General features: G+C 61.3%; 24 protein-coding genes. 14 read left to right on the plus strand and 10 right to left on the minus strand.

Annotation, left to right across the window (positions count from 1 at the left end):
* The first annotated feature begins 19 nt into the window (after positions 1 to 19).
* The 3 genes from K1X80_RS26355 to rarD all read left to right on the plus strand — a co-directional run bounded on the left by K1X80_RS26355 (position 20) and on the right by rarD (position 2931).
* Positions 20 to 784 carry a TOBE domain-containing protein gene (locus tag K1X80_RS26355; protein ID WP_128593319.1) on the plus strand — a complete coding sequence of 255 codons (765 nt, stop codon included), beginning with the start codon at positions 20 to 22 and terminating at the stop codon, positions 782 to 784.
* Between the two features lie 172 nt (positions 785 to 956).
* Positions 957 to 1931, plus strand: coding sequence for a serine/threonine protein kinase (locus K1X80_RS26360; RefSeq protein ID WP_032858595.1), 975 nt, complete (start codon positions 957 to 959; stop codon positions 1929 to 1931).
* A gap of 115 nt (positions 1932 to 2046) precedes the next feature.
* Complete coding sequence (gene rarD, locus K1X80_RS26365) at positions 2047 to 2931, plus strand: EamA family transporter RarD (RefSeq protein WP_057960816.1); 885 nt, start codon at positions 2047 to 2049, stop codon at positions 2929 to 2931.
* 222 nt (positions 2932 to 3153) lie between these two features.
* On the opposite strand, the gene K1X80_RS26370 is transcribed toward rarD, so the two are convergent.
* Positions 3154 to 3672 (minus strand): glycine cleavage system protein R, encoded by a 519-nt coding sequence (locus tag K1X80_RS26370; protein ID WP_057440288.1) that lies wholly within the window; start codon positions 3670 to 3672, stop codon positions 3154 to 3156.
* Between the two features lie 520 nt (positions 3673 to 4192).
* Between K1X80_RS26370 and K1X80_RS26375 the strand changes: the two genes are divergently transcribed.
* Complete coding sequence (locus K1X80_RS26375) at positions 4193 to 6370, plus strand: malate synthase G (RefSeq protein ID WP_057440287.1); 2178 nt, start codon at positions 4193 to 4195, stop codon at positions 6368 to 6370.
* A gap of 60 nt (positions 6371 to 6430) precedes the next feature.
* Here K1X80_RS26375 and K1X80_RS26380 read toward each other — a convergent pair whose 3' ends face one another.
* Both K1X80_RS26380 and K1X80_RS26385 read right to left on the minus strand, forming a co-directional pair.
* Complete coding sequence (locus K1X80_RS26380; protein WP_057960818.1) at positions 6431 to 6817, minus strand: hypothetical protein; 387 nt, start codon at positions 6815 to 6817, stop codon at positions 6431 to 6433.
* Positions 6818 to 6947: 130 nt separating this feature from the next.
* Positions 6948 to 7394 carry a response regulator gene (locus tag K1X80_RS26385; RefSeq protein WP_057440286.1) on the minus strand — a complete coding sequence of 149 codons (447 nt, stop codon included), beginning with the start codon at positions 7392 to 7394 and terminating at the stop codon, positions 6948 to 6950.
* 247 nt (positions 7395 to 7641) lie between these two features.
* Between K1X80_RS26385 and K1X80_RS26390 the strand changes: the two genes are divergently transcribed.
* The 8 genes from K1X80_RS26390 to K1X80_RS26425 all read left to right on the plus strand — a co-directional run bounded on the left by K1X80_RS26390 (position 7642) and on the right by K1X80_RS26425 (position 16784).
* Complete coding sequence (locus K1X80_RS26390; RefSeq protein WP_169990378.1) at positions 7642 to 9564, plus strand: putative nucleotidyltransferase substrate binding domain-containing protein; 1923 nt, start codon at positions 7642 to 7644, stop codon at positions 9562 to 9564.
* Positions 9561 to 10268 (plus strand): PolC-type DNA polymerase III, encoded by a 708-nt coding sequence (locus tag K1X80_RS26395; protein ID WP_120734256.1) that lies wholly within the window; start codon positions 9561 to 9563, stop codon positions 10266 to 10268. The genes K1X80_RS26390 and K1X80_RS26395 overlap by 4 nt, the downstream gene beginning before the upstream one ends.
* A 204-nt stretch (positions 10269 to 10472) precedes the next feature.
* Positions 10473 to 10991: an RNA polymerase sigma factor gene (locus K1X80_RS26400; protein WP_057440283.1), complete on the plus strand. Its 519-nt coding sequence runs from the start codon at positions 10473 to 10475 to the stop codon at positions 10989 to 10991.
* The gene (locus K1X80_RS26405) at positions 10988 to 11983 is read left to right on the plus strand and encodes a FecR domain-containing protein (RefSeq protein WP_057960820.1); all 996 of its coding nucleotides are present in this window, start codon (positions 10988 to 10990) and stop codon (positions 11981 to 11983) included. Before K1X80_RS26400 ends, K1X80_RS26405 begins: the two co-directional genes overlap by 4 nt.
* Before the next feature lie 236 nt (positions 11984 to 12219).
* Positions 12220 to 14649 carry a TonB-dependent siderophore receptor gene (locus K1X80_RS26410; protein WP_115129156.1) on the plus strand — a complete coding sequence of 810 codons (2430 nt, stop codon included), beginning with the start codon at positions 12220 to 12222 and terminating at the stop codon, positions 14647 to 14649.
* Between the two features lie 61 nt (positions 14650 to 14710).
* Entirely contained in the window at positions 14711 to 15814 is a 1104-nt protein-coding gene (locus K1X80_RS26415; protein WP_200655940.1) for a PepSY domain-containing protein, read from the plus strand.
* Complete coding sequence (locus K1X80_RS26420) at positions 15811 to 15990, plus strand: hypothetical protein (protein WP_057440280.1); 180 nt, start codon at positions 15811 to 15813, stop codon at positions 15988 to 15990. Before K1X80_RS26415 ends, K1X80_RS26420 begins: the two co-directional genes overlap by 4 nt.
* 164 nt (positions 15991 to 16154) lie before the next feature.
* On the plus strand, positions 16155 to 16784 hold the full coding sequence (locus K1X80_RS26425; protein ID WP_057440279.1) for a glutathione S-transferase: 630 nt from the start codon (positions 16155 to 16157) through the stop codon (positions 16782 to 16784).
* 170 nt (positions 16785 to 16954) lie between these two features.
* On the opposite strand, the gene creD is transcribed toward K1X80_RS26425, so the two are convergent.
* From creD to K1X80_RS26445, 4 genes are read right to left on the minus strand one after another with little or no spacing between them, the layout of a single operon-like run.
* A complete protein-coding gene (gene creD / locus K1X80_RS26430; RefSeq protein WP_057440277.1) occupies positions 16955 to 18313 on the minus strand; it encodes a cell envelope integrity protein CreD in 1359 nt (452 codons plus the stop codon).
* A gap of 51 nt (positions 18314 to 18364) precedes the next feature.
* Positions 18365 to 19804 (minus strand): two-component system sensor histidine kinase CreC, encoded by a 1440-nt coding sequence (gene creC, locus K1X80_RS26435; RefSeq protein ID WP_057960825.1) that lies wholly within the window; start codon positions 19802 to 19804, stop codon positions 18365 to 18367.
* Positions 19804 to 20481 carry a two-component system response regulator CreB gene (gene creB, locus K1X80_RS26440; protein WP_057440276.1) on the minus strand — a complete coding sequence of 226 codons (678 nt, stop codon included), beginning with the start codon at positions 20479 to 20481 and terminating at the stop codon, positions 19804 to 19806. Before creB ends, creC begins: the two co-directional genes overlap by 1 nt.
* A gap of 58 nt (positions 20482 to 20539) precedes the next feature.
* Positions 20540 to 21040: an ATP-dependent zinc protease gene (locus K1X80_RS26445; RefSeq protein WP_057960826.1), complete on the minus strand. Its 501-nt coding sequence runs from the start codon at positions 21038 to 21040 to the stop codon at positions 20540 to 20542.
* Between the two features lie 176 nt (positions 21041 to 21216).
* On the opposite strand from K1X80_RS26445, the gene K1X80_RS26450 reads away from it, so the two are divergent.
* Positions 21217 to 22095 carry an acyltransferase gene (locus K1X80_RS26450; protein ID WP_057960827.1) on the plus strand — a complete coding sequence of 293 codons (879 nt, stop codon included), beginning with the start codon at positions 21217 to 21219 and terminating at the stop codon, positions 22093 to 22095.
* 41 nt (positions 22096 to 22136) lie between these two features.
* On the opposite strand, the gene K1X80_RS26455 is transcribed toward K1X80_RS26450, so the two are convergent.
* Both K1X80_RS26455 and K1X80_RS26460 read right to left on the minus strand, forming a co-directional pair.
* Entirely contained in the window at positions 22137 to 22382 is a 246-nt protein-coding gene (locus K1X80_RS26455; RefSeq protein WP_057960828.1) for a hypothetical protein, read from the minus strand.
* 141 nt (positions 22383 to 22523) lie between these two features.
* Positions 22524 to 23093, minus strand: a complete 570-nt coding sequence (locus K1X80_RS26460; RefSeq protein ID WP_200655941.1) for a DUF2780 domain-containing protein — start codon at positions 23091 to 23093, stop codon at positions 22524 to 22526.
* Positions 23094 to 23275: 182 nt separating this feature from the next.
* On the opposite strand from K1X80_RS26460, the gene K1X80_RS26465 reads away from it, so the two are divergent.
* Positions 23276 to 23734 carry an anti-sigma factor domain-containing protein gene (locus K1X80_RS26465; protein WP_220172577.1) on the plus strand — a complete coding sequence of 153 codons (459 nt, stop codon included), beginning with the start codon at positions 23276 to 23278 and terminating at the stop codon, positions 23732 to 23734.
* 72 nt (positions 23735 to 23806) lie between these two features.
* Here K1X80_RS26465 and fdhA read toward each other — a convergent pair whose 3' ends face one another.
* Positions 23807 to 25006: a formaldehyde dehydrogenase, glutathione-independent gene (fdhA, locus tag K1X80_RS26470; RefSeq protein WP_032858631.1), complete on the minus strand. Its 1200-nt coding sequence runs from the start codon at positions 25004 to 25006 to the stop codon at positions 23807 to 23809.
* Positions 25007 to 25113 lie beyond the last annotated feature (107 nt).

A 25113-nucleotide genomic window follows, 5' to 3' on the forward strand; every position in this document is an offset into this window, starting at 1 on the left:
CAGTGTGCAGCCGTTCGCCATGCCTTTACCGTCGCTGTTGAGCCAACATATTGTCCGTCGCCCGCAACGCATCGCCTTGCTGCAACACATCGCCGAACAGGGCTCCATCACCCGGGCGGCGAAAAGCGCGGGTTTGAGTTACAAGGCCGCGTGGGATGCCATTGATGAACTGAACAACCTGGCGCAGAAACCGCTGGTCGAACGTAGCGTCGGCGGCAAGGGCGGCGGCGGTGCGCGACTCTCGGCAGAGGGCGAGCGGGTGTTGCGCCTGTATCAGCGCCTGCAAACCCTGCAGGCCCAGGTGCTGGAGGCCGCCGAAGACGCCAGCGACTTCAACCTGCTGGGCCGCCTGATGCTGCGCACCAGTGCGCGTAACCAATTGCATGGCCAGGTGATCGCCATGGATAGCCATGGTCGCAATGACCGGGTGCGCCTGGAACTGGCCGGTGGCTTGACCCTCGATGCACAGATCACCCACGACAGCACGCTGCGCCTGGAGCTGGAAATCGGCACTGAAGTGGTGGCATTGATCAAGGCCGGCTGGCTGGAGCTGATCGCTGCCGACCAGGCGCCGGTGCCTGGGTTTAACTGCATGGGCGGCCAGGTCGAGGCGGTTCTTGATGCAGAGGATGGCCCCAGTGAGGTGCGCATTGCCTTGCCCAATGGCCTGGTGCTGTGTGCGCTGGCGGCGCCCGAGCAGCTCAAGGCGCTGGGGGCGGGTGAAGGCACGCGGGTTCAGGTGCAGTTTGCGCCGAGCAATGTGCTGTTGGGTACGCCGGTTTAGGTGATCTTTAGGGCCTCATCGCGGGCAAGCCCACTCCCACATTTGAGCGGTGTACACAGAAACATTGTGCGGGCTTGCCCGCGATAGCGATGGGACACGCGCCACCTATCCAAGGCCCGGTGCGATACCATACCCGGCCGGACGCGGCGACCTGCTGCGCGCAGGAGTTCGCATGGCCCACCCGTTTGAAACATTGACCCCCGATCTGGTTCTCGATGCTGTCGAAAGCATCGGTTTCCTCAGCGATGCTCGCGTATTGGCGCTCAACAGCTACGAAAATCGCGTCTATCAGGTCGGCATCGAAGACTCCGAGCCATTGATCGCCAAGTTCTATCGCCCCCAGCGCTGGACCAACGAGGCGATCCTCGAAGAACACCGCTTTACTTTCGAACTGGCCGAGTGCGAAGTCCCGGTCGTCGCCCCGATGATCCATAACGGTGAAAGCCTGTTCGAACACGCGGGCTTTCGTTTCACCCTGTTCCCCCGTCGTGGTGGCCGGGCGCCGGAGCCGGGCAATCTCGATCAGCTGTACCGCCTCGGGCAGTTGCTCGGGCGCTTGCATGCGGTCGGCGCCACCCGCCCTTTCGAGCACCGCGAAGCCCTGGGCGTGAAGAACTTCGGTCACGACTCCCTGAACACCCTGCTTGAAGGCAATTTCATCCCCAAGAGCCTGTTGCCTGCCTACGAATCCGTGGCCCGTGACCTGCTCAAGCGTGTGGAGGATGTGTACAGCGCCACGCCGCACAAGAACATCCGCATGCATGGCGACTGCCACCCCGGCAACATGATGTGCCGCGACGAGATGTTCCATATCGTCGACCTCGACGACTGTCGCATGGGCCCGGCGGTGCAGGATTTGTGGATGATGCTTGCTGGTGATCGCCAGGAATGCCTGGGGCAGTTGTCGGAGCTGATGGATGGCTACCAGGAATTCCACGACTTCGATCCCCGCGAACTGGCGCTGATCGAACCGCTGCGCGCCCTGCGCCTGATGCACTACAGCGCGTGGCTGGCACGGCGCTGGGATGACCCGGCATTTCCGCACAGCTTCCCGTGGTTTGGCAGCGAGCGGTATTGGGGGGACCAGGTGCTGGCGCTGCGCGAGCAATTGTCGGCGCTCAACGAAGAGCCCCTGAAACTGTTCTGACACTGGCCTCGCTGTGGCGAGGGGCTTGTGCCCTCGCCACAAAAAGTCAGCACGCATTTCCTGACAAACATCCTTACAATTGCGGCATTGTTAGCTGCCTAAGCAAGGATTCTGCATGCAAGCCGCCAACCCGCGTCGCGGGTACATTCTGGGCCTGAGTGCCTACGTCATCTGGGGCCTGTTCCCGCTCTACTTCAAAGCCATCGCCAGCGTCCCGGCGGCCGAAATCATCGTCCACCGCGTACTGTGGTCGGCGCTGTTCGGCGGTTTGCTGTTGCTGGTGTGGAAACACCCCGGCTGGTGGCGCGAACTGCGGGACAACCCCAAGCGCCTGGCGATCCTGGCGTTGAGCGGCTCATTGATCGCGGGCAACTGGCTGACCTATGTGTGGTCGGTCAACAGCGGGCGCATGCTGGAGGCCAGCCTGGGTTACTACATCAACCCGCTGGTCAACGTACTACTGGGCATGCTGCTCCTCGGCGAACGCCTGCGGCGCTTGCAGTGGGTGGCCGTCGGGCTGGCCGCCGTGGGCGTTGCGCAACAGGTGTGGCAGGTCGGCAGCTTGCCGTGGGTGTCGCTGGTGCTGGCGCTGACCTTTGGTTTCTATGGTTTGATCCGCAAGCAAGCGCCGGTCAAGGCGCTACCCGGGTTGGTGGTGGAAACCTGGATGCTGGTGCCGATTGCCCTGGCGTGGCTGCTGCTCAACCCCACAGCCCATAGCGCCAACCTGGCATTCTGGAGTACTTCCGAGGCCTGGTGGCTGGTGGCCGCAGGCCCGGTGACATTGATTCCCCTGGTCTGCTTCAACGCTGCGGCACGGCATCTGCCCTACACCACCCTGGGCTTTTTGCAGTACCTGGCGCCGACCCTGGTGCTGCTGCAAGCGGTGCTGTTGTTCGACGAACACATGAGCCCCGCCAGCCTGGTGGCGTTCGTGTTTATCTGGGCCGGGCTGGCGGTGTATAGCGTTGATGCATGGCTGAGCCTGCGCAAACGCTGATCAAATAACGTACAAAACCCTGTAGACCACGGCCGGCGTGGCTTACAGGGTTTCACCCCAAGGTTATCCACAACCTGATCCCCGGCGTTTGTGCACAAGCCGTTGAAATTGCTCGTTTTTTGCTCAATACACTACACGCCGCGGCCGGCGTGGCCTGGCGCCGGGTCTCTACAGCTTATCCACAGGCCCATGCAAGATTTAGATGAACAACCCTGTGGACGGTTATTCCTCGCTGCGCAGTTGCAGTTCCACCATCAAATCATCGGCCAGGGTTTCCAGGGCGGCTTGCAGCGTGTCCAGTGCCAGGCTGGACGGCACCGCCAACGCGGCCTCGGCGTGAAACAACGGGTCACTGCTCATGGGCGCCGGACGCACGTCGGTGCTCAGGCGTTCCAGGTTGACCCCTTGCTTGCTCAACAGCGCGGTGATCTCGCGCACGATCCCCGGCCGGTCATTGCCCACCAGGGTCATCAGGATCGGTTTGCTCGCCGAGGCTTGCGCGCCGCTGCTCTCGCCCACCAGCACGCGGATGCCATGGGTGGACAGGTCCTCCAGGGCGCTGACCAACTCACTGCGGTTTTCCATCGGCACACTGACCCGCAGGATCCCGGCAAATTGCCCGGCCATATGGGCCATGCGACTTTCCAGCCAGTTGCCGCCGCGCTCGGCAATGCAGTGGGCAACACGTTCGACCACGCCGGGTTTGTCGGCGGCGATCACGGTGAGTACGAGATGGTCCATGGCAACAGCCCTCTTGTTGTGGATTAGCCAGTATAGGCAGATACGGGTATCGGTTGGCTCATGTGGCAGTTGGCTTGCCGGCGATGCGGGTGCTGCGGTGTAGAGGCCATCGCAGGCAAGCCAGCTCCCACATTGATCGCATGGCGGTGAGGAAAAACAAATCGTGTACCATTTTTATATTTATCTGGAACAATCCATTGGTTTTTTGAGAACATCCCATACCCCGCTGTGACCGTACAACCAAAGTGGGTCGCTAAACGACGTATTTAGTCTAATTTTCACAACCGCAACTCATCATGTAGTATGCCTCGGCGCGCACTACATAACGTTAGGTCGATGTCTGCCCAGGCGCCGTCGTAACCCCGAACACCCCGTCAGCAAGCCTTGCGCCGTTGATTGGAACCACCCAGCCGCCGTGATGGCATGTACTGGTGCCGGGTTTGTGGTTTAAATGGCCAGAGGCTTCATTGGTAAATTGAAAAGCTGAAAAGCGAATTAGCTCCGCAGAGTGAGGCAAGCAATGACTGAACACGTTCAAGTCGGTGGCCTGCAGGTCGCCAAAGTCCTGTTCGACTTCGTGAACAACGAAGCCATTCCCGGTACCGGCCTGACCGCCGACCAGTTCTGGGCCGGTGCCGACAAGGTCATCCACGACCTGGCACCGAAGAACAAAGCCCTACTCGCCAAACGCGACGATTTCCAAGCGCGAATCGATACCTGGCACCAGACCCATGCCGGCCAGGCCCACGACGCGGTGGCCTACAAAGCCTTCCTGCAAGATATCGGCTACCTGCTGCCAGAAGCGGCGGATTTCCAGGCGACCACCCAAAACGTCGATGACGAAATCGCCCGCATGGCCGGCCCGCAGCTGGTGGTGCCGGTGATGAATGCGCGGTTCGCCCTCAACGCCTCCAACGCGCGCTGGGGCTCGCTGTACGACGCACTGTATGGCACCGACGCCATCAGCGAAGCCAACGGCGCCGAGAAAGGCCAGGGCTACAACAAGGTGCGTGGCGACAAAGTCATCGCCTTCGCCCGTGCCTTCCTCGACGAAGCCGCACCGCTGACCGCCGGCAGCCACGTTGACTCCACCGGTTACAAGATCGTCGACGGCAAGCTGGTGGTCAGCCTCAAGGGCGGCAGCAACAGCGGCCTGCGCAGCGACGCCCAGTTGATCGGCTACCAGGGCGACGCCGCCCAGCCCATCGCACTCTTGTTGAAGCACAACGGCCTGCATTTCGAAATCCAGGTTGACGCCAGCACCCCGGTCGGCCAGACCGACGCCGCCGGCGTCAAAGACATCCTGATGGAAGCCGCGCTGACCACCATCATGGACTGCGAAGACTCCGTTGCCGCCGTCGATGCCGATGACAAAGTGGTGATCTACCGCAACTGGCTCGGCCTGATGAAGGGCGACCTGGCCGAAGAAGTGGCCAAGGGCGGCAAGACCTTCACCCGCACCATGAACGCCGACCGCACCTACACCGGTGTCGATGGTAATGCCGTGACCTTGCATGGTCGTTCGCTGTTGTTCGTGCGTAACGTTGGCCACCTGATGACCATCGACGCGATCCTCGACGCCCAGGGCAATGAAGTGCCCGAAGGCATCCTCGATGGCTTGATCACCAGCCTGGCGGCGATCCACAGCCTCAATGGCAACAACAGCCGCAAGAACAGCCGCACCGGCTCCGTGTACATCGTTAAACCGAAGATGCACGGCCCGGAAGAAGCGGCGTTCACCAACGAGCTGTTCGGCCGCATCGAAGACGTACTGAACCTGCCGCGCAACACCCTCAAGGTCGGGATCATGGACGAGGAGCGCCGTACCACGGTCAACCTCAAGGCCTGCATCAAGGCGGCCAGCGAGCGCGTGGTGTTTATCAACACCGGCTTCCTCGACCGTACCGGCGACGAAATCCACACTTCCATGGAAGCCGGCGCGATGGTGCGCAAAGCTGCCATGAAGGCCGAAAAATGGATCGGCGCCTACGAGAACTGGAACGTCGATATCGGCCTGAGCACCGGCCTGCAAGGCCGTGCGCAGATCGGTAAAGGCATGTGGGCCATGCCCGACCTGATGGCGGCCATGCTCGAGCAGAAAATCGCGCACCCGCTGGCCGGTGCCAACACCGCTTGGGTGCCGTCGCCGACCGCCGCGGCATTGCACGCGCTGCATTACCACAAGGTCGATGTATTCGCCCGCCAGGCCGAACTGGCCAAGCGCGAACGCGCGTCGGTGGACGACATCCTGACCATCCCCCTGGCGCAGAATACCGACTGGTCCGAGGAAGAAATCCGCAACGAACTGGACAACAACGCCCAGGGCATCCTCGGCTATGTGGTGCGCTGGATCGACCAGGGTGTGGGTTGCTCGAAAGTACCAGACATCAACGATGTGGGCCTGATGGAAGACCGCGCCACCCTGCGTATTTCCAGCCAGCACATTGCCAACTGGCTGCGCCATGGCGTGGTCAGCGAAGCCCAGGTCATGGAAAGCCTCAAGCGCATGGCGCCGGTGGTGGATCGGCAGAATGCCGGTGATGCGCTGTACCGCCCGCTGGCACCGGATTTCGACAGCAATATCGCGTTCCAGGCCGCGGTGGAGTTGGTGATTGAAGGGACCAAGCAGCCCAATGGTTATACCGAGCCGGTGTTGCATCGTCGGCGGCGGGAGTTCAAGGCCAAGAATGGTTTGTAACTGGTCATTGAAATGAAAAAGCCCCGGTCCTATGACCGGGGCTTTTTTATGTTGCAAGGCTTAACCTGAAACCACAATCAGGTAACTACCCGACAGCTCCAACTTACTGCCTTGCCCTGAGCCCGTTCCGTCAACCTTCAAGCCGATCAACTGACCGGTATGGTTATTACCGACGACTTTCACAACGATGGTGCCTGCAACTGGATGAGTGAATGTGCTTCCGGTTGCATCTAAATATTCAATTCCAAACTGAGTATGCGTCAGGGTATGAGTCCCGTTCTTCAGGTCCTGGCCGTAATTAATTGTCAGGTGGGTAGTAATATCTGTGTCCATTCTGACCTGGGAAGGGATACCAAAAAACTGATTCGGAGAAAATACCTCCTGCTGACCATTGATAGAGGCGTGAATATTAGCGCTGTGTTGCGGGTTGTTTTTTTCAGTACTCATAATGAACTCCTGTTCGCGTCATTTAGAGGCGCTGATCCCAAACCAGCTCCCTCCCAACGATTAAACAAGCGCCACTCAAACCGCCGATACTGTGAAATCTGACAGTACTGACCAACGGTAAAAACACCCCCTACTGCGCCATCCCCAGCTCGCGTTTGACCATCTTCGCCAACTTCACGCTATCAATCGGCTTGAGCAAAAAGTCCACCACGCTCAGGTGCATCGCGTCGATCACGTCCGGTGCCTCGGCATCCCCCGACATGATGATGATCGGCAACGCAGCCCGGGTGGACTCGCGTACTTTGCGGATCAGTTCCAGGCCGTTGCTGGGCGCCATGCGCAAATCGGTGATCAACAAACCAATGGATGTGCTGGCATTCAAGAGTTCCCAGGCCGCCTCGCCGCTGTCTGCCGTCATGCAGCGAATGCCATCCAGCCCAAGAATCTCCGCCAACAGTTCACGGGCATCTTTATCGTCATCAACGATCAGTACCCGCTGCGGCGGTAGATCAGGCTCCAGCATCACGGCGCTTAACGCCTCGCGCTCGGCATCGCTCAAAATATCTTGGTCGGGCATATATTTCTCAGCAGTTGCACTCAATCTCCCAGCACAGAAGTCAGACATCACCGGAAGGGCGAACAATGTGCACTTCGTCGGATAGTTTTCCTAGTGGGCGTTCTACGGGGTCTGGACGATATTCATGTAAGGTTTTTCCCTAGTCATTGAAGGCCGGATAGCTACCTAGACTTACGTCCAATGGGCACCCGCCGCGTGGGGGTCGACCATGAGGGACGATAACGACAAAAAAACTGCGGTCATGGTTATGAGTAAAGCTGATGCTTTCACCCAGGCAGGGAAAACTGCGGTATTGCAGAACATTCACGGCACCCTGCAATTCCTGCAACGCTTCCCTCCGTTCAATCAGATGGAAAACGCCCACCTGGCGTTTCTGGTGGAGCAGTGCCAGTTGCGCTTCTACGGCCCCGGCGAGAGCATTCTCAAACCGTCGGCAGGCCCTGTGGAGCACTTCTACATCGTCAAACAGGGGCGGGTGATCGGCGAGCGGCCGGATTCGGCGCAAACCACCTTCGAAATCACCACCGGCGAATGCTTCCCCCTGGCCGCGCTACTGGGGGAACGGGCGACGCGAACTGAGCACAAGGCCGCCGAAGACACGTTCTGCCTGCAATTGAACAAGCCGGCGTTTATCAAGTTGTTTGCCCTGTCCGGACCGTTTCGCGACTTTGCCTTGCGTGGGGTCAGCAGCCTGTTGGACCAGGTCAACCAGCAAGTCCAGCAAAAGGCCGTGGAAACCCTCGGCACCCAGTATTCGTTGAACACCCGCCTGGGCGAGCTGGCCATGCGTCACCCCGTGACCTGCAGACCGCGGACGCCGCTGCGTGAGGCGGTCACACTGATGCATGAGCAGCAGGTCGGCAGCATTGTGGTGGTCGATGAACACAAGGCGCCCCTGGGGATTTTCACCCTGCGTGACCTGCGCCATGTCGTGGCCGAAGGCACCAGCGATTTCACCCAGGCCATCGAACAGCATATGACCCAGGCGCCCTTCTTCCTCAGCCCGGATCACAGCGCCTTCGACGCGGCGATTGCCATGACCGAACGGCATATCGCCCATGTGTGCCTGGTCAAGGACCGGCGCCTGTGTGGAGTGGTGTCCGAGCGCGATCTGTTTTCCCTGCAACGGGTTGACCTGGTCCACCTGGCACGCACCATCCGCAATGCACCACGGGTGGAAAACCTGGTGGCGATCCGTGGCGAGATCAGCCAATTGGTGGAGCGCATGCTGGCCCACGGCGCGTCCTCGACCCAGATCACCCATATCATCACCCTGCTCAACGATCACACGGTATGCCGGGTCATCGAGCTGAGCATCGCAGACAAGGGCGACCCCGGCGTGCCATTCAGTTGGCTGTGTTTTGGCAGCGAAGGCCGCCGTGAGCAGACGCTGCACACCGACCAGGACAACGGCATCCTGTTCGATGCCCGCGATGCCGCCCACGCCGCCGAGATTCGTGGCCTGCTGTTGCCCCTGGCGCAGCAAATCAATCAAAGCCTGGCGCTGTGCGGTTTCACCCTGTGCAAGGGCAATATCATGGCCGGCAACCCCGAGCTGTGCCTGTCCCGTGCCGAATGGGCCCGGCGCTTTGCCGCATTTATCCGCGAAGCGACGCCAGAGAACCTGCTCAAGTCCAGCATCTACTTCGACCTGCGGGTGGTGTGGGGCGATGAGCAAGGCTGCGAGCAACTGCGCCAGGGCATGCTTGAGCAAGTGGCGGACAATCGCCTGTTCCAACGGATGATGGCCGAGAACGCCTTGCGCCAGCGCCCGCCGGTGGGGCGTTTCCGTGACTTCGTGCTGACGCGCAAAGGCTCGGACAAGGCCACCCTCGACCTCAAGGTGCAGGGCCTCACGCCCTTCGTCGACGGTGCCCGCCTGCTGGCCCTGGCCAATGGCATCGCCACCAACAACACCCTGGAGCGCTTGCGTCAGCTGGTGGATAAAGAGGTGATCGAACGCCTGGACGGCGCGGCCTATGAAGAGGCCTACCACTTTATCCAGCAAACCCGTATGCAGCAGCACCAGTTGCAAACCCGCGAGAACCAGCCCTACTCCAACCGGGTCGACCCCGACAGCCTCAACCACCTGGACCGGCGCATCCTGCGTGAGTCCCTGCGCCAGGCCCAACGCCTGCAAAGCAGCCTGGCCCTGAGGTATCAGCTGTGAGCCTGTTCAGTTGGCTGCGCCCTGCCCGGCCAGGCCTGAATGCCCAGCAACAGGCGCGCCTGCAACAACTGGCTGCCCCCAAGGCACTCGGCGAACACAGTCTGCGCGAGCAGCGCTGGGTGGTACTGGACCTGGAAACCAGCGGCCTGAACCTCAATCGCGACCAGGTGCTGTCGATTGGCGCGGTGGTGATCGAAGACGGCGCGGTCGACTTTTCCCAGCAGTTCGAACGTACCCTGCAACGGGCCGACAACAAAATCAGCCCCAGCGTGCTGATCCATGGCCTGGGCCCCAGTGCGATCGCTGCCGGATGCGATCCAGCCGAGGCGTTACTGGACTTCATGGACTTTGTCGGCGACAGCCCGCTGCTGGCGTTCCACGCACCATTCGACCAGCACATGCTTGGCCGAGCGCTCAAGGACAGCCTGGGTTATCGCCTGACCCATCCGTTCCTCGACGTGGCAGACCTGGCGCCCATGCTGTGCCCCCAGGCGCATATCCGCGAAGCCGGCCTGGATGACTGGATTGCCCATTTCAACCTGCAAGTGGGCGAACGCCATCACGCCAGCGCCGATGCCCTGGCCACCGCAGAGTTGATGTTGATTCTATTCAGCCGTGCCCGCCAGCAAGGGCTGGACAGCCCTGCCGCGTTGCAACAACGCCTGAGCCAGTGGAAACGTCGCAAACAAGCCCCTTCCTTCTAACGGCTGCCGCTCAGTTAAGAGAGGCAATCGGTAACCTGTGGCGAGGGAGCTTGCTCCCGTTGGGGCGCGAAGCGGCCCTGAAACGGGAGCAAGCCCCCTCAGCAACATCCGTCCCGCCCGACCAACGCCAATTGCACCCATCCGCCACCTCTGCCACAATCGCGAATAATTCTCGTTAGTTTAAACATCTCGATTGGTGATGCCTTGTCGTCAGCCCAAAGTCCCCACAGTGAGCTTGTTGGCACGTTGTACCGTGACCATCGCGGCTGGCTGCTGGCGTGGCTGCGGCGCAACGTGGCCTGCCCCAGTCGTGCCGAGGACCTGAGCCAGGACACCTTCATGCGCCTGCTGGGCCGTGAAGAACTGCGTGAACCCCGCGAACCCCGGGCGTTTCTGGTGGCTGTCGCAAAGGGCCTGTTGTTCGACTACTTTCGCCGCGCCGCGCTGGAACAGGCCTACCTCACCGAACTGATGCTGATCCCGGAAAGCGAACAGCCTTCCCCGGAAGAACAGCACCTGATCCTCGAAGACCTCAAAGCCATCGACCGCCTGCTTGGCAAGCTGTCCAGCAAGGCCCGCGCCGCGTTCCTCTATAACCGCCTGGACGGCCTGGGCCATGCCGAGATCGCCCAGCGCCTCGGCGTGTCGGTGCCCCGGGTACGGCAATATCTGGCTCAGGGGATCCGCCAGTGCTACATCGCCCTGTATGGCCAGCCGTTGTGAGCCAGGTCAGTTCCAGACCGGTCAGCGCACGGGTGCTGGATGCGGCGATTGCCTGGCAACTGTCCCTGGACTCCGGGGACAGCAGCGCCGTGGAGCATGAAGCATTCAACAAATGGCTGGCCAGCAGCGAAGAACACGCCCGCGCCTGGCGCCAACTGGGCATGCTCGACCAGCGCTTCAGCGTGGCCAGCGGCCCGGCACGGGCGGCGCTGCTGCAATCGCGCGAAGGCATTCGGCAACGGGTGCGCAAGCTCGGCAGCGGCCTGGCCAGTGTGGTGCTGGTCTGCGGCCTGGCGGTGTTCGCCGGCCAGCGCTACGTGCCGATCAACTACTGGCTGGCCGACCAACGCACCGCCACCGGTGAACAGCGCACGCTGAAACTGGCAGATGGCACCCTGATCAACCTCAACACCCACAGCGCCATTGACGTGCGTTTTGACGAAAAGCGCCGAGTAATCGTGCTGCAGGAAGGTGAGATCTTCGTCGAAACCGGGCACAACGATGGGCGCCCCTTTGTTGTCGAAACCCGCGACGGCAGCCTGCGCGCCCTGGGTACGCGGTTTATCGTCAAGCGCGAGGACGACGGCACGCGGCTCAGCGTGTTGCAGTCGGCGGTTGCGGCGCAGCCCGAGGCGTTGCACCAGGAGCAGGTGTTCAAGGAAGGCCAGCAAGTGCTGATGCGCCGTAACAGCCTCGGCCCGTCGCTGGCCGTAACCCCCGGCACCGACGCCTGGACCCGCGGCATGCTGGTGGTGGACAACGCGCGGCTGGGGGATGTGGTCGAGGAACTGGCGCGCTACCGCACCGGCTACCTGGGTGTGGATAAAAACGTCGCCGACCTGCGCATCACCGGCAGCTTCCCGCTGCACGACACCACGCTGGCGCTTAACGCGCTGCTGCCGACCCTGCCGGTGCAGATCGAGCAACATACGCCGTGGTGGATTAACGTGGCCGCCAGGCCCGTGCCAGACGGTTCCGTTAGCAATAATTGAATAAAGGCAATGTCGAAAACAAAGCCCTCTGCGCCCCCGCTACCGAGGCGCTGGTCGCTGAATGCCGACTGCGCTGCGGGGTGGCCGGTGCACTCAACCTCAATCGCTTCGCCGACTGCAAAAGCTACGAAGAGCGCGTGAGCATTCACAGATTTATTTTCACTTGGCCCTATCACTTTTTGATTCTCGTCCGGCACCTAGGCAATTGAGAAATATTTCCATTCCGGAGCCGCCCTATGTCCCGCACATTAGACACCTTGTTGCGCCCCAGCCTGCTAGCCGTGGCCATCGCCCTCAGCGCCCCGCTGACCAGCACCTCGCTGTTCGCCGCCGAACAGGCGTCCAGTGTGCGCGCCTACAACCTGCCGGCTGCGCCATTGGCCAGCACCCTGAACCAGATCGCCAGCCAGGCCGGCCTCCCCCTGACCCTCAGCCCAGCACTGGCCGCCGGCAAGACCTCGGCCCCGGTCAAGGGCCAGTTCGATGCACCGGGCGCACTGCGCGAGGCCCTGCGTGGGACGGGGTTGCAGTTGGAGCAGAGCAGCGCAGGCACCTACACCCTGGTGGCAATTCCAGAGGGTGTGGTGTCGCTGCCGGAGACCAATATCACCGGGCAGGGGAATTACGAGAGCGCGTGGGGGCCGGTGGAGGGTTATGTTGCTACGCGGACGGCGGCGGGGAGCAAGACTGATACGGCCCTGGTAGAAGCACCCCGCTCGATTTCCGTGGCCACCCGCCAGCAAATGCTGGACCGCAACGTTCAGAACCTGGATGACGCGGTCAAATACATGCCGGGAATCGTGTCCGCCAGCTACGGCAGTGATACCCGCTACGACTGGATGCGTGTGCGTGGCTTCGAACCCACCCATTTCCTCGATGGCCTGCCATTGCCTCGCGGTGTGTACGCCAACCCGAAAGCGGAAACCTGGAACCTTGATCGTCTCGCCCTACTGCGCGGCCCGGCCTCGTCGGTCTACGGCCAGACCCCGCCAGGCGGTCTGCTGGATATGGTCAGCCGGCGCCCCAGCGCGGAATCGAGCAATGCCATCCAGGTGCAATACGGCAGCGACAACTATCGCCAGATCAACTTCGCCAGCACCGGCAAGATTGACGATGAAGGTCAGTTTCTTTATGGCCTAAGCGGCGTGGTGCGCGATGCCGGCACCCAGGTCGATCACATCGACAACAAGCGCTACAACATTGCGCCCAGCCTGACCTGGAACATTGATCCCGATACCAAGCTGACCGTGCTCTCGCAGTTCACTCGCGACGATACCGGCGCCACCAGCCAGTTCCTGCCGATCGTGGGCACCAAGATCAAATCACCGCTGGGTGAGGTCTCGCACCATAAGAACCTGGGTGACCCGGACTACGAGTTCTACGACCGTACCTATTACGCATTGGGCTATGCCTTTGAACATCGTTTCAACGATACCTGGCAGTTCAAGCAAAACCTGCGTTACACCAAGTCGGAGTTGTCGTTTCAGCAGCTGACTGTCGGTGCCCACGGCTGGTCCCAGGTAGATGCTGAGGGCAACATCAGCCGTTCCTCGACCAATGTGGACGAGGACATCGCTCAGTTTGCAGTGGACAACAATTTCCAGGCCGACTTCGCTACCGGCAATATCAACCACACTGTGCTGATAGGCCTGGATCATCAGCGCACTAATTCCTCCTATCTGTCCATTTTCGGCGGCGCCGGGACCGTTAACATCTACAAACCAGTTTATGGGCAGCCAATTGAGCGCCCGGCGCGCAAAGATGCGTACTACGACTACGACCAAAAAACCGTCCAGACCGGCCTCTACGTGCAAGACCAGATGGCCCTGGACAAATGGCGCCTGACCCTGGGCGGCCGTGAAGACTGGGTGCATCAAGGCACCACGTACCTCAACAAGAGCGACGCGACCAACACCGACCGCAGCAAGAACTTCAGTGGCAACGCGGCACTGAGTTATGTGTTCGACTCAGGTTTTGTACCGTACCTGTCCTACGCCGAATCATTCCAGCCAGCGAGCAACGCCAGCGTCGACCCGGTCAAGTCGTACAAACCTACCGAAGGCAAGCAGTGGGAACTGGGGGTCAAGTATCAGCCACCTGGCTCCAATACCCTGCTTAGCGCGGCGGTCTATGACCTGACCCAGAAAAACGTGCTGGTCACTCGATTCGGCTCGGCTGGCGAGTCGATCACCGACCAGGCCGGCGAAGTCAAGGTCAAGGGCCTGGAACTGGAAGCGGTGTCTGACGTGACCGAGAACCTCAAGGTCATCGCCGCCTACACCCTGGCCAAATCCGAGGTGCAAACAGGCATCTACAAAGGCAACCGCCTGCAACTGATACCCAACCAGCAAGCCTCCCTGTGGACCGACTACACCTGGCACGACGGTGTGCTCGACGGTTTCGGTATCGGCTTTGGGGCCCGCTACACCGGCAACACCTACGGCGACCAAGGCAATACCTGGCTAGGCAAGGCTGATGCCTACACCGTATTCGACGGTGCGGTGCATTACGACCTCGGCCGCCTGGACAACAGCCTCAAAGGTGCCTCGGTAAAACTGAACGCCACCAACCTGTTCGACAAGCAGTACATCTCCACCTGTGATGCCTCCTACTGCTACTACGGTGATCAGCGCAGCGTCGTCGCCAGTGCCACTTACCAGTGGTAATCGGCTGAGTTAACAACCAGGCCGCCCCGTGGGCGGCTTTGGTGTGTCTGAAGGCTAGAAAATGAAAAGCACAACCATCCGCCGCTGGTCCTTCATCCACACCTGGACCAGCCTGATCTGCACCGTGTTCCTGCTGATGCTGGCGCTGACCGGCTTGCCGTTGATCTTTCACCACGAGATCGATCACCTGCTGGGCAACGAACCCGAGCTCAAGCAGATGCCGGCCGATACTCCGCAGCTCAACCTTGAGCAACTGGTGTCCAAGGCCCAGGCCCATCGCCCGGGCGAAGCCATGCAGTACCTGGCCTGGGATGAGGACGACAAGAACGGGGTGGTTGCGATCATGGCGGCCACCGCCGGCACCGAGCCCAATTCGTCCCACACCTTTATGCTCGATGCGCGCACCGGGGAAAGCGTGGAGATGCCGTCGGCCAATGGCGGCTTGACGATGTTCCTGCTGCGCCTGCATGTGGATATGTTCGCCGGCCTGCCGGGCAAGTTGCTGCTGGCCTTTATGGGCGTGCTGTTTGTGCTGGCGATTGTTTCCGGCACGGTGTTGTACCTGCCCTTTATGCGGCGCTTGAAGTTCGCCACGGTGCGCCAGGACAAGTCCACACGCCTGCGCTGGCTGGACCTGCATAACCTGATCGGCGTTGTCACCCTGACCTGGGCCCTGGTGGTGGGCGTCACCGGGGTGATCAGCGCCAGTGCCGACTTGATCATCGCCGCATGGCGCAGTGACAGCCTCACCGCGATGATCGAGCCCTATAAGAACGCGCCACCGCTGACCTCGCGTGCGCCGGCCACCGACCTGCTGAAAATTGCTGAGCAGGCCGCGCCGGGCATGACCCCAGACTTTATTGCGTTCCCCGGTACGCGCTTTTCCAGCGAGCACCATTACGCAGTGTTTATGAAAGGCAGCACGCACCTGACCTCGCACCTGCTGACCCCGGTGCTGATCGACGCCAGCGACCTGAGCGTCACCGCCGTGGCCGGGCGGCCGTGGTACATGGACGCCATGGGCATGTCCCAGCCCCTGCACTTTGGCGACTATGGCGGCATGCCGATGAAAATCCTCTGGGCGGTGCTGGATGTGCTGACCATCATCGTGCTGGGCAGCGGCGTATACCTGTGGCTGGTGCGGCGCAAGGCGGCCAAGTCATGAGGCCAAGGCAATCGAATTTCTGGAAGGTGTTCGGGGTGCCGCTGGGGATCGGGCTGCTCAGTGCTGCCGGACTGTTTGCGGCGTTGCTGGGGGATGGGGGTTGGGATTCCCTGAGCTGGATTGGACTGGGGATCCCGTCGGTAATCGGTGTCTGGGGGTTGCTGCGGCGGCCGTGAGGACGCCATCGCAGGCAAGCCAGCTCCCACAGTTGGCAGTGTTCACACATCAAAATGTGGGAGCTGGCTTGCCTGCGATGAGGCCCGCAAAAACAACCAAGATCCCCCTCGCCAGTCACCTCGCAACTGTCTAGTCTATGGCCGACCCTTTCCGAGGATTGCCCATGTTCGCGCCCAGCATGACCTTGTTCCACAACCCTGCCTCGCCGTTTGTCCGCAAAGTCCTGGTGCTGCTCCACGAAACCGGCCAGCAAGACCGCGTTGTCCTGGAGACTGTGCTGGTCACGCCGGTCAACCCGATCACCGCGTTGAACGAAGGCAACCCGCTGGGCAAGATCCCGGCCCTGCGCCTGGCCGATGGCAATGTGTTGCACGACAGCCGGGTGATCCTCGACTACTTCGACCACCAACATGTCGGCAACCCGCTGATCCCCCGGGACGGTTCGGCCCGCTGGCGCCGCCTGACCCTGGCCTCGATGGCCGACGGGATCATGGACGCGGCCGTATTGGTACGCTATGAAACCGCCATGCGCCCGGCCGACAAACACTGGGATAGCTGGCTGCAGGAGCAGCGCAACAAAATCCGCCGCGCCCTGGCCGAATTGGAACAGGACGCTATCGCTGAACTGGCCAGCCATTTCGACATCGCCGCGATCAGCGTCGCCTGCGCCCTGGCGTATGTGGACTTCCGCCACCCCGACCTGCAGTGGCGTTCAAGCAATCCCAAACTGGCCGCCTGGTACGCCGAGGTCAGTCAGCGGCCGTCAATGTTGGCGACCCAGCCGCCGGCCTGATTCCTGTAGCAACCCGTTATGGGTGGCGAGCGAGGCTTGTTGTGGCGAGGGGGCAAGCCTCCTCGCCACAACAAGGCCATTAGCCACAAAGGTGTCGCGCCACTCCGGAAACAGCGCGTTAATTTTCCCCACCAGTTGTGCCTTCTCCCGCTGATCCTCCCGTAGCCCGATCATTGCATCACCTCCAACTCGGCCGCCTTACGCTTGCCCACCCCATACCAGTCCAGTTTGCGTGTCAGCACCATCACCGTACCCAGCAGCCCGAACAGCAACAGCGAGCCCATCAACAGCGCGTAGTCCTCGGCACTCAACAACCCGTACAGCAAGCCATACAGTGCCGCCAACCCCGTCGAAAACCCCAGCCCATGGGCCACGCTGCGCAGCACATGGCACACGTAAAAACCGATCAACAACACACAGGCACTGGCCGAGATCAGGTACGCCAGGGCAAAGCCGATATGCTCGGACAACGACAGCAACAGCAAGTAGAAAAACGCCAGGGCCACCCCCACCAACGCATACTGGATCGGGTGCACCGCCAGGCTCTTGAGCACTTCAAACAGGAAGAAACCGGCGAACGTCAGGGCGATGAACAGCAGCGCATATTTGATCGCGCGGTCGCTCTTGAGGTACTGGTCCACCGGGTCGATAAAGTTCACGCCAAAGCTGCGTTCGTTGAAGTCCTCGCAGCGACTGCCAACCACACAGCCGTACAACGATTCCTCAAGGTTGGTGGAGAAGAACGAGGTCTGCCAGTTGGCGCTGAAGCCTTGGTCGTTGATCTCACGCTGGGCCGGCAGGAAGTTGCCGACAAAGCTCGGATGGGGCCAGTTGGAGGCCAGCTTGACCTTGCTGGTCTTGCCCACCGGCAGTACCTGTAGTTGCTCGGTACCCTGCAGGCGCAGGTCGAAGGCAAAATCCAGCGGCGCGGGGTTCTTACTGTCCTGGGTCGGCAACATCACGTGTACGCCAGCGCCGAGAAAGCTCACTTGGGTGCCCGGGGCAAACTCCAGGCGCTGGCTGCCCAGCTCCAGTTTCAGGGCGTTTTCAATGCCGCGGATATCGCTGATACCGACCGCCAAAAATGCCTGGCCAAACTTGTAATCGGCAAAGTCCTCCTTGATGCCCATTTGCGCCGGCAGCACAAAGCGGCCGCTGATGCGGTTGTCGGCATGGAACAACCGCGCCTGGTAGATTCCTCGCGCCCGCAGTTCGGTTTGCACCTGCCCATCGAGCTCGAACTGCTCCGGCAGGAAGTACAGGCGGCCCTGTTCTTCACTGAGCACTTCATAGCGTTTGTTGAGTTTTTCGTTGAGCTTCCACTCACGCACGGTCTTGCGAAACGGCACCACCATCAATGGCCCGCTGACCTGCTGGCTGTAGCTGGAGCTGCGGGCAATGTCCATCACGACGCCGTCGCGCAGTTCCTGGCGCTCGTTGATGATGCCGTTGATCATCAGCAACGGAATCAGCAATAGCAGGATCAGCAGCGCGATGGCGCCCAGTTTGAATAGCAGGCTGCGGTTCATGGGTCTCTCCCTGTTTTGATGGGGAGAGTCTGGCGGCGGCCTGTGGGGGATTTATGAGGGCAATGTGGAGACTGTGTGGAGATGCAGCACCACTTCCACGCCACCCGGCACGTTGCCGATCTGCAAGGAGCCGCCGTGCAGCTTCATCACTTCTTCGACAAAGTTCAGGCCCAGGCCGGTGCTTTTGCGGCCACTGACCGGACGCGGCAGGGAATAGAAACGCTCGCTCAGGCGTGGCAGGGCGTATTCGGGGATCGGTTCGGCCTGGTTGAACAGGCGCACATCCACAGCATGGTGCCGCACCTGGGCGCTGAAACGCAGCGTGCCGCCGGGCGGGGTAAAGTCCAGGGCATTTTCCAGCAGATTGCCCAGGGCCTGACGCAGCAGAAACGGCTCGCCAAACAGCTTTACGTCGGCTTCGATCAGACGTTCGACCTGCAACCCGGCCTGCTCGATCCGCGCGCATTGCGCCTTGAGGACCTCATCGACCAAGGCGGCCAACGGTACCGAAATCTGCTGCTCCAAGCCCTGGCGCTGCTCGACCTGGGCCAGGTTCAGCAGGCGTTCGATCAACTGCTGCAAGCGCGCGCTTTCACTGGCGATATTGCCGACGAACCGCTGCTGCTGGGCGACTGTCATTTCCCCCTGCAACAGTTCCGCCGCACCGCGAATCGCCGCCAACGGGCTTTTCAGTTCGTGGGTCAGGGTGTGCACATAACGCTCGACATAGGCCTTGCCTTCCAGTTGCGTGCGCATGTGCTCCACAGCGGTGGATAACTGCGCCAACTCGCCGCCACGATAATGCGGCAACTCGGCGCGACGCCCTTCGCTGACCGCCTGGGCATAGGTGGTCAGGCGCCGTAACGCCGCGCTCAACCACCAGGACAACAGGGCCCCCAACAGCAAGCCCAGCGCCACCAGACCGGCGCCGTACCACAGCAGACGGCGCTCGGTACGGTCGACATAAGGCTGCAGCGAGCTGTTGGGCTTGGCCACCGTAACCACGCCTATGATCTGCCCGTTATCGCGGATCGGCGCGCCCACGTGCATCACCGAGGACGCCGGGTCATCGGCATCGCTGCGGGTCGAGCGGGCGCCGTACTCACCGCGCAGGGTCAGGTACACATCGTTCCATTTCGAGTAGTCCTGGCCCACTGCCGTACCGCTGGAATCCAGTAACACGACACCCTTGGCGTCCGTCACATAGATGCGGTGGTTGACCTGGTTTTTCGCCAGGCCCCAGATGGTTGCCCCCGGCTGGCGCTCGCCGTAGGCCTTGAGCACGGTGGGCCAGAGGCTTTGGCCAAGGGTGCCGTTCTTCACATCGTCACGCAGGATTTCCGCCAGCAGGTTGGCGGTGTCCACCAGGGTTTCTTCGGTGGACTGGCGCACGCCGGGGCGGATTTCCTTCATGACGGTGTTGAGCACAAAGTAGCCGGTCAGGCCGATAAACAGCGCATACACCAGGAAAATCCGCAGCCCCAGGCGCATCAGGCGTGGCTCGGGCTGTAGCTGTAGCCCAGGCCGCGATGGGTCTGGATCGGCTCGGCCTCGGCAACCACGCCCCGCAGCTTGCTGCGCAGGCTTTTGATATGGCTGTCGATATTGCGCTCGTAGCCGGCATCGGCGGCCACGCCGACCGCATCCAGCAACTGCTCGCGACTGAACACCCGTTCGGGCTGTTCCAGCAGGCAATTGAGCAGGCGGAATTCATGGCGAGTCAGGCCCAGCAACTGGCCGCGATACTGGATCTGCACCCGCTCGTGGTCCACCTGGAACAGCCCGCCGCTGGCCGGCACTGCCACCGGTGCCACGCGCTTGAGGATCGCCTTGACCCGCGCCGCCACTTCCCGTGGGCTGAAGGGTTTGACCACATAGTCGTCGGCGCCGATTTCCAGGCCCACCACGCGGTCGATCTCGCCGTCGCGGGCACTGAGAAACATCACCGGCACTTCGCTGAAGCGGCGCAGTTGCTTGCAGGTTTCAAAGCCGCTGATGTCCGGCAGGCCGATGTCGAGGATCAGCATGTCTGCCGGGGTCTGCCGCTGATGCTCCAGCGCGGCCTGGCCGAGGGTCAGCCAGGTGGTGGTGAAGCCTTCGCCCTGCAGGGCAAAAATCAGCGTATCGGCTATCGCCGCTTCGTCTTCGACAATCAGGATATGGGGCATGGCGTCCGAGCACTGGGAGCTAAAGGTGAACGGTGCCCCATGCCTTGTGCGGCGTCAATCAGCAGTCAGGTTTGTCGGCGGTGTAGCGCCGGGCCGGGTTCACCGCAGCGCCGAACTCGCGCAGCGCCTTGGCGCCGATCAGCAGCGGGTAGTTGAAGCTGCTGCGGTCGGTGAGGTTGACCTCCACCGTGCGCTTGACGTTGCCCAGGCACATTTCCAGCTCCACCACCGGGCGCTTGGCCACGCCGCTGTCTTCCTTGTCTTCGTCTTCGTCGGCGCGGTTCTTGATCTTGCTGATGCGCGCCACTTTGTGTTCATAGACCTTGTTGCTCACATCCTTGCCACTGAGACGGAACCGCACCCAGTCCTCGCCATCGCGGGTGAAGGTCTGGATGTCGCGGGCCGACAGCGAGGCGGTCAGCGCGCCGGTGTCCATCTTGGCCTTGAAGGTCTCGCCGATTTCCGGCAACTGGATATATTCGTAGCGCCCGTACAGGGTCGGCTCGGCGGCCATCACGGGCAGGGCAACCACGGCTAACAGGGCAAGGAGGGATTTCACGTAGGAGGTTTCCTTGAAGGTAAGTAGGCCAATACTAGACTGCAAACACAGCCCGAAGTTGGATCGTTACCCAGCATACGCAACACAAAGTGAAACATTCGTCAGGTCAATTGCGATTTGGCCTCTAGACTCAAGCTGCTTATCATGGCCCGTCCAACCGTTTGCAAGAGTTCCTTATGCGCCGCCTGCTCACCGGCTGTTTCGTCACACTGCTGCTGTTACTCAACACGCTGATCCTGATCGGCCCGCTGATGGTCTTCGCCCTGCTCAAGCTGGTGGCGCCCGGGCGGTCACGGGACTATGCCTCCCGGGCCGTGATGTGGATTGCCGAGACCTGGGCCGAGATCGACAAGCTGATCTTTGCCCTGTGTATCCCCACCCAATGGGATATTCGCGGCGATACCGGGCTGAGGGTCGATACCTCGTACCTGGTGATCAGCAACCATCAATCCTGGGTGGATATCCCGGCGCTGATCCAGACCCTCAACCGGCGCACGCCATTTTTCAAATTCTTCCTGAAAAAGGAGCTGATCTGGGTGCCGTTCCTGGGCCTGGCCTGGTGGGCCCTGGATTACCCGTTCATGAAGCGCTACACCAAGGCATTCCTGGCCAAGCATCCGGAACTGGCGGGCCAGGACCTGAAGATCACCAAACAGGCCTGCGAGCTGTTCAAGCGCCAGCCGGTGACGGTGGTCAACTACCTGGAAGGCACGCGCTTTACCGAAGCCAAGCGGGCCCAGCAGAACTCACCGTTCACTCGCCTGCTCAAGCCCAAGGCCGGTGGCGTGGCATTTGTACTGGCGGCCATGGGCGAGCAGTTGGATGCGATCCTCGACGTGACCGTGGTCTATCCACAGGACAGGATTCCAGGATTCTGGGATTTGATCAGCGGCGCGGTGCCCCGGGTGATTGTTGATATCCGCACCCGCGAGCTGGATCCGGCGTTGTGGCAGGGGGATTACGAGAATGATCCGGCGTTTCGCCAGAGCGTCCAGAACTGGGTCAACCAGCTCTGGCTGGAGAAGGATGCGCGCCTTGATGAGCTTATCAGGTGACTCGTCGCAGCCCGTGACGGCCACCTGGCAGGCTGGTTCATTTAAAACTTGATCGATGCCCCGGCACCGGCACTAAAACCCACACCGGCAACGCTCCCGGAGGCGTCCGCGCCGCCGGAGACACGACCCGTTTCCGAGTCAGGCTTATTGCCGTTGATCATTTCATCGTAAGACATGAACTTCATGCCTGCAGCCTTCTCGAACTCCTCCCTGGTCATCTTGCTGTAGTCGACCGGGGGTTTGCCAAATACCGGGAATGAATTGCGCGATATTGTTGATTCGCTCATTGGAAGATCTCCTTAAAGGGAACGACACCCGGTCTGGAGCCCCCTCGCTGGGGGAGGAGAAGGCCGAGTTCCAGGCGGGTGTAGATCAGTGGTTAGAGCCGACCGCTCAGTTCCCTGGATGACTTCACACCGAGGTGTTTTTCAGCTCCCCGCTCCCCAGATGCCGGCTAGCTTGCCCAGTACTGAACTGTCGGCACCCTGGCCACCCAGGTACTGCAGGATCACCGGGGCAAACTGGCCGATCATGCCGCTGTCCATGCCCAAGGCGCTGAACGCAGTGTTCAGGTCGTTGGTGTCCTTGACGTTCCCCAACAGGCCATCGAGGCCGCTGGTCTTGCTGCCACCGGTTTGGCCGAGCATGCCGCTCAAGGCCCCAAGGCTGCCCAAAGCGTTGCCACCCGACAGCTTATCCAGGCCCGGCACGCTTTTGCCCAACTGCGAATAATCAGTGCTGCTGAGTTGGTTCTTGGCCAGGCCCAACATCGCACCGGTGCCACCGACGGCCTGCTCCGGGGTGACATTCAACTGTTTGGTCAACGCCCCCAGCAAACCTGCGGTTTGTGCGCTCGGCGCAGAGGCGGCGGCCTTGTTGGTGCCCTGGGCGCCAGCAACGGCGTTGGCCACATCACCCAGGCTGAAGCCTGCTGCAAATACCGGGCTGGCCGCCACGGTCAGGAGGCAGGACAGGGCAAAACCGCGTGAAATCTTCATCGAGACAACCTCGTAAATGTAGGAGCTAAAGCAGCCGTTTGACCCAGCATCCCACCGGTTGTTCCAGCTCACAGATTTGTTCAGAAAAGCCCCAAAAACCGACACCATCAAACTGCCACTAGGAACCCATCGCCAGCCACAGGGTCAATCAACACACTACAAAACTTGTCAGGAAGAGCCTTATGACTGCGTCCCAACCCCCAGTGATCGAGCACAAGCCCTCATTCTGGACCCGCCCGCGCCTGTTCATCAGCGTCTGCGTGGTGGTGGTTGCCGGTATCGGCGGCGCGCTCTACACCCAGGACAGCGTCAAGTCTGCAGCGACCCTGGTCAGCAGCACCCAACAGCCGGCGGCGCAAATCATGGCGCACAAGGATTACCTGGAAGTCCAACCGATTGCGGCCACTGCGCCGGAACCGGACCGCAGCCTCGAACTGTGGGCCCTGCCTGCAGGCGGCACGCCGGTGTCTTTGGGCCTGTTGCCGGAGGATGGCAAAGGCATCATCGGCCTCAACCCACGTCAGCAGGAAACTATCAGCCAGCCGGTGGAATTGATGGTCAGTTCGGAAACCAAGGGTGGCTCGGTGAGCAAGCAGCCTACCGGCCCGATGGTGTACCAGGGTGCGCTGGCGATCCGCTGATCCCCAGACACCCAATCGCCAATGTGGGGGCCCAGCTCCCACAGCCCCCACATTGGCGAGTGGTTGTTGCTGTTAAGCCGCGCTGAACAGCTTGTGCGGATCAATCACAAACTTCTTCGGCACACCTGCATCGAACTCGCCATAACCACGCGGCGCGTCGTCCAGGCTGATCACCTGCACACCCACGATCTCCGCAATGTTGATGCGGTCCCACATGATCGCCTGCATCAACTGGCGGTTGTACTTCATCACCGGGGTCTGGCCGGTGTGGAAGCTGTGGGACTTGGCCCAGCCCAGACCGAAACGAATGCTCAGGCTGCCCATTTTTGCGGCGGCATCCACCGCCCCTGGATCTTCAGTGACGTACAGGCCGGGAATACCGATCTTGCCCGCCACACGCACCACGCCCATCAGTGAGTTGAGCACCGTGGCCGGGGCTTCGGCCTTGACGCCGTCATGGCCATGGCCGCGGGCTTCAAAGCCCACGCAGTCAACGGCGCTGTCCACTTCCGGCTCGCCAAGCAGCGCGGCGATTTGCTCGTGTAGCGGGGTGTCGGTGGACAGGTCGGCGATTTCAAAGCCCTGGGCCTTGGCGTGGGCCAGGCGGATCGGGTTGACGTCACCGATGATCACCACCGCCGCCCCCAGCAAGCGTGCGGAAGCGGCAGCGGCCAGGCCTACGGGACCGGCGCCGGCGATGTACACGGTGCTGCCAGGGCCAACGCCCGCAGTGACGGCGCCGTGGTAGCCGGTGGGCAGGATGTCGGAGAGGCAGGTCAGGTCACGGATTTTCTCCATGGCCTTGTCGCGATCCGGCAGTTTCAGCAGGTTGAAGTCGGCGTAGGGCACCAGCACGTACTCGGCCTGGCCGCCGGTCCAGTCGCCCATGTCCACGTAGCCGTAGGCACCACCGGCACGGGCCGGGTTGACGGTCAGGCATACGCCGGTGTGTTGTTCCTTGCAGGAGCGGCAGCGGCCGCAAGCAACGTTGAACGGCACAGACACCAGGTCGCCGAGTTTCAGGTTCTCGACGTCGCTGCCCTTCTCGATCACCTCGCCGGTGATTTCGTGACCGAGCACCAGGCCGGTCTGGGCGGTGGTACGGCCGCGCACCATGTGTTGGTCGGAGCCGCAGATATTGGTGGAGACCACGCGCAGGATAACGCCGTGTTCAATCTTCCTGCCACGGGGGTCCTGCATTTTGGGATAGTCGATTTTCTGTACTTCGACCTGACCGTTGCCGAGATACACGACACCACGATTACCAGACATGCTTTCACCTCGCTGTTGTTTTTATGGAACTGCGTTGCCCCTTTGGATGGGCAGCGCGTTTGAGTGCTCGGGTTACAGATGCTGTTTTTGCGTTGTTTGTGAGGGCC

This window comes from Pseudomonas sp. So3.2b, from assembly GCF_019464415.1.
In the GTDB taxonomy this organism is placed as follows: Bacteria; Pseudomonadota; Gammaproteobacteria; order Pseudomonadales; family Pseudomonadaceae; genus Aquipseudomonas; species Aquipseudomonas shahriarae.

Excerpts from the sequence above, each read along its gene's own strand:
- K1X80_RS26355 (WP_128593319.1), top strand. The coding sequence starts at position 20 with ATGCCTTTACCGTCGCTGTTGAGCCAACATATTGTCCGTCGCCCGCAA.
- K1X80_RS26360 (WP_032858595.1), top strand. The coding sequence starts at position 957 with ATGGCCCACCCGTTTGAAACATTGACCCCCGATCTGGTTCTCGATGCT.
- rarD (WP_057960816.1), top strand. The coding sequence starts at position 2,047 with ATGCAAGCCGCCAACCCGCGTCGCGGGTACATTCTGGGCCTGAGTGCC.
- K1X80_RS26370 (WP_057440288.1), bottom strand. The coding sequence starts at position 3,672 with ATGGACCATCTCGTACTCACCGTGATCGCCGCCGACAAACCCGGCGTG.
- K1X80_RS26375 (WP_057440287.1), top strand. The coding sequence starts at position 4,193 with ATGACTGAACACGTTCAAGTCGGTGGCCTGCAGGTCGCCAAAGTCCTG.
- K1X80_RS26380 (WP_057960818.1), bottom strand. The coding sequence starts at position 6,817 with ATGAGTACTGAAAAAAACAACCCGCAACACAGCGCTAATATTCACGCC.
- K1X80_RS26385 (WP_057440286.1), bottom strand. The coding sequence starts at position 7,394 with ATGCCCGACCAAGATATTTTGAGCGATGCCGAGCGCGAGGCGTTAAGC.
- K1X80_RS26390 (WP_169990378.1), top strand. The coding sequence starts at position 7,642 with ATGAGTAAAGCTGATGCTTTCACCCAGGCAGGGAAAACTGCGGTATTG.
- K1X80_RS26410 (WP_115129156.1), top strand. The coding sequence starts at position 12,220 with ATGTCCCGCACATTAGACACCTTGTTGCGCCCCAGCCTGCTAGCCGTG.
- K1X80_RS26415 (WP_200655940.1), top strand. The coding sequence starts at position 14,711 with ATGAAAAGCACAACCATCCGCCGCTGGTCCTTCATCCACACCTGGACC.
- K1X80_RS26420 (WP_057440280.1), top strand. The coding sequence starts at position 15,811 with ATGAGGCCAAGGCAATCGAATTTCTGGAAGGTGTTCGGGGTGCCGCTG.
- K1X80_RS26425 (WP_057440279.1), top strand. The coding sequence starts at position 16,155 with ATGTTCGCGCCCAGCATGACCTTGTTCCACAACCCTGCCTCGCCGTTT.
- creD (WP_057440277.1), bottom strand. The coding sequence starts at position 18,313 with ATGAACCGCAGCCTGCTATTCAAACTGGGCGCCATCGCGCTGCTGATC.
- creC (WP_057960825.1), bottom strand. The coding sequence starts at position 19,804 with ATGCGCCTGGGGCTGCGGATTTTCCTGGTGTATGCGCTGTTTATCGGC.
- creB (WP_057440276.1), bottom strand. The coding sequence starts at position 20,481 with ATGCCCCATATCCTGATTGTCGAAGACGAAGCGGCGATAGCCGATACG.
- K1X80_RS26450 (WP_057960827.1), top strand. The coding sequence starts at position 21,217 with ATGCGCCGCCTGCTCACCGGCTGTTTCGTCACACTGCTGCTGTTACTC.
- K1X80_RS26455 (WP_057960828.1), bottom strand. The coding sequence starts at position 22,382 with ATGAGCGAATCAACAATATCGCGCAATTCATTCCCGGTATTTGGCAAA.
- K1X80_RS26460 (WP_200655941.1), bottom strand. The coding sequence starts at position 23,093 with ATGAAGATTTCACGCGGTTTTGCCCTGTCCTGCCTCCTGACCGTGGCG.
- K1X80_RS26465 (WP_220172577.1), top strand. The coding sequence starts at position 23,276 with ATGACTGCGTCCCAACCCCCAGTGATCGAGCACAAGCCCTCATTCTGG.
- fdhA (WP_032858631.1), bottom strand. The coding sequence starts at position 25,006 with ATGTCTGGTAATCGTGGTGTCGTGTATCTCGGCAACGGTCAGGTCGAA.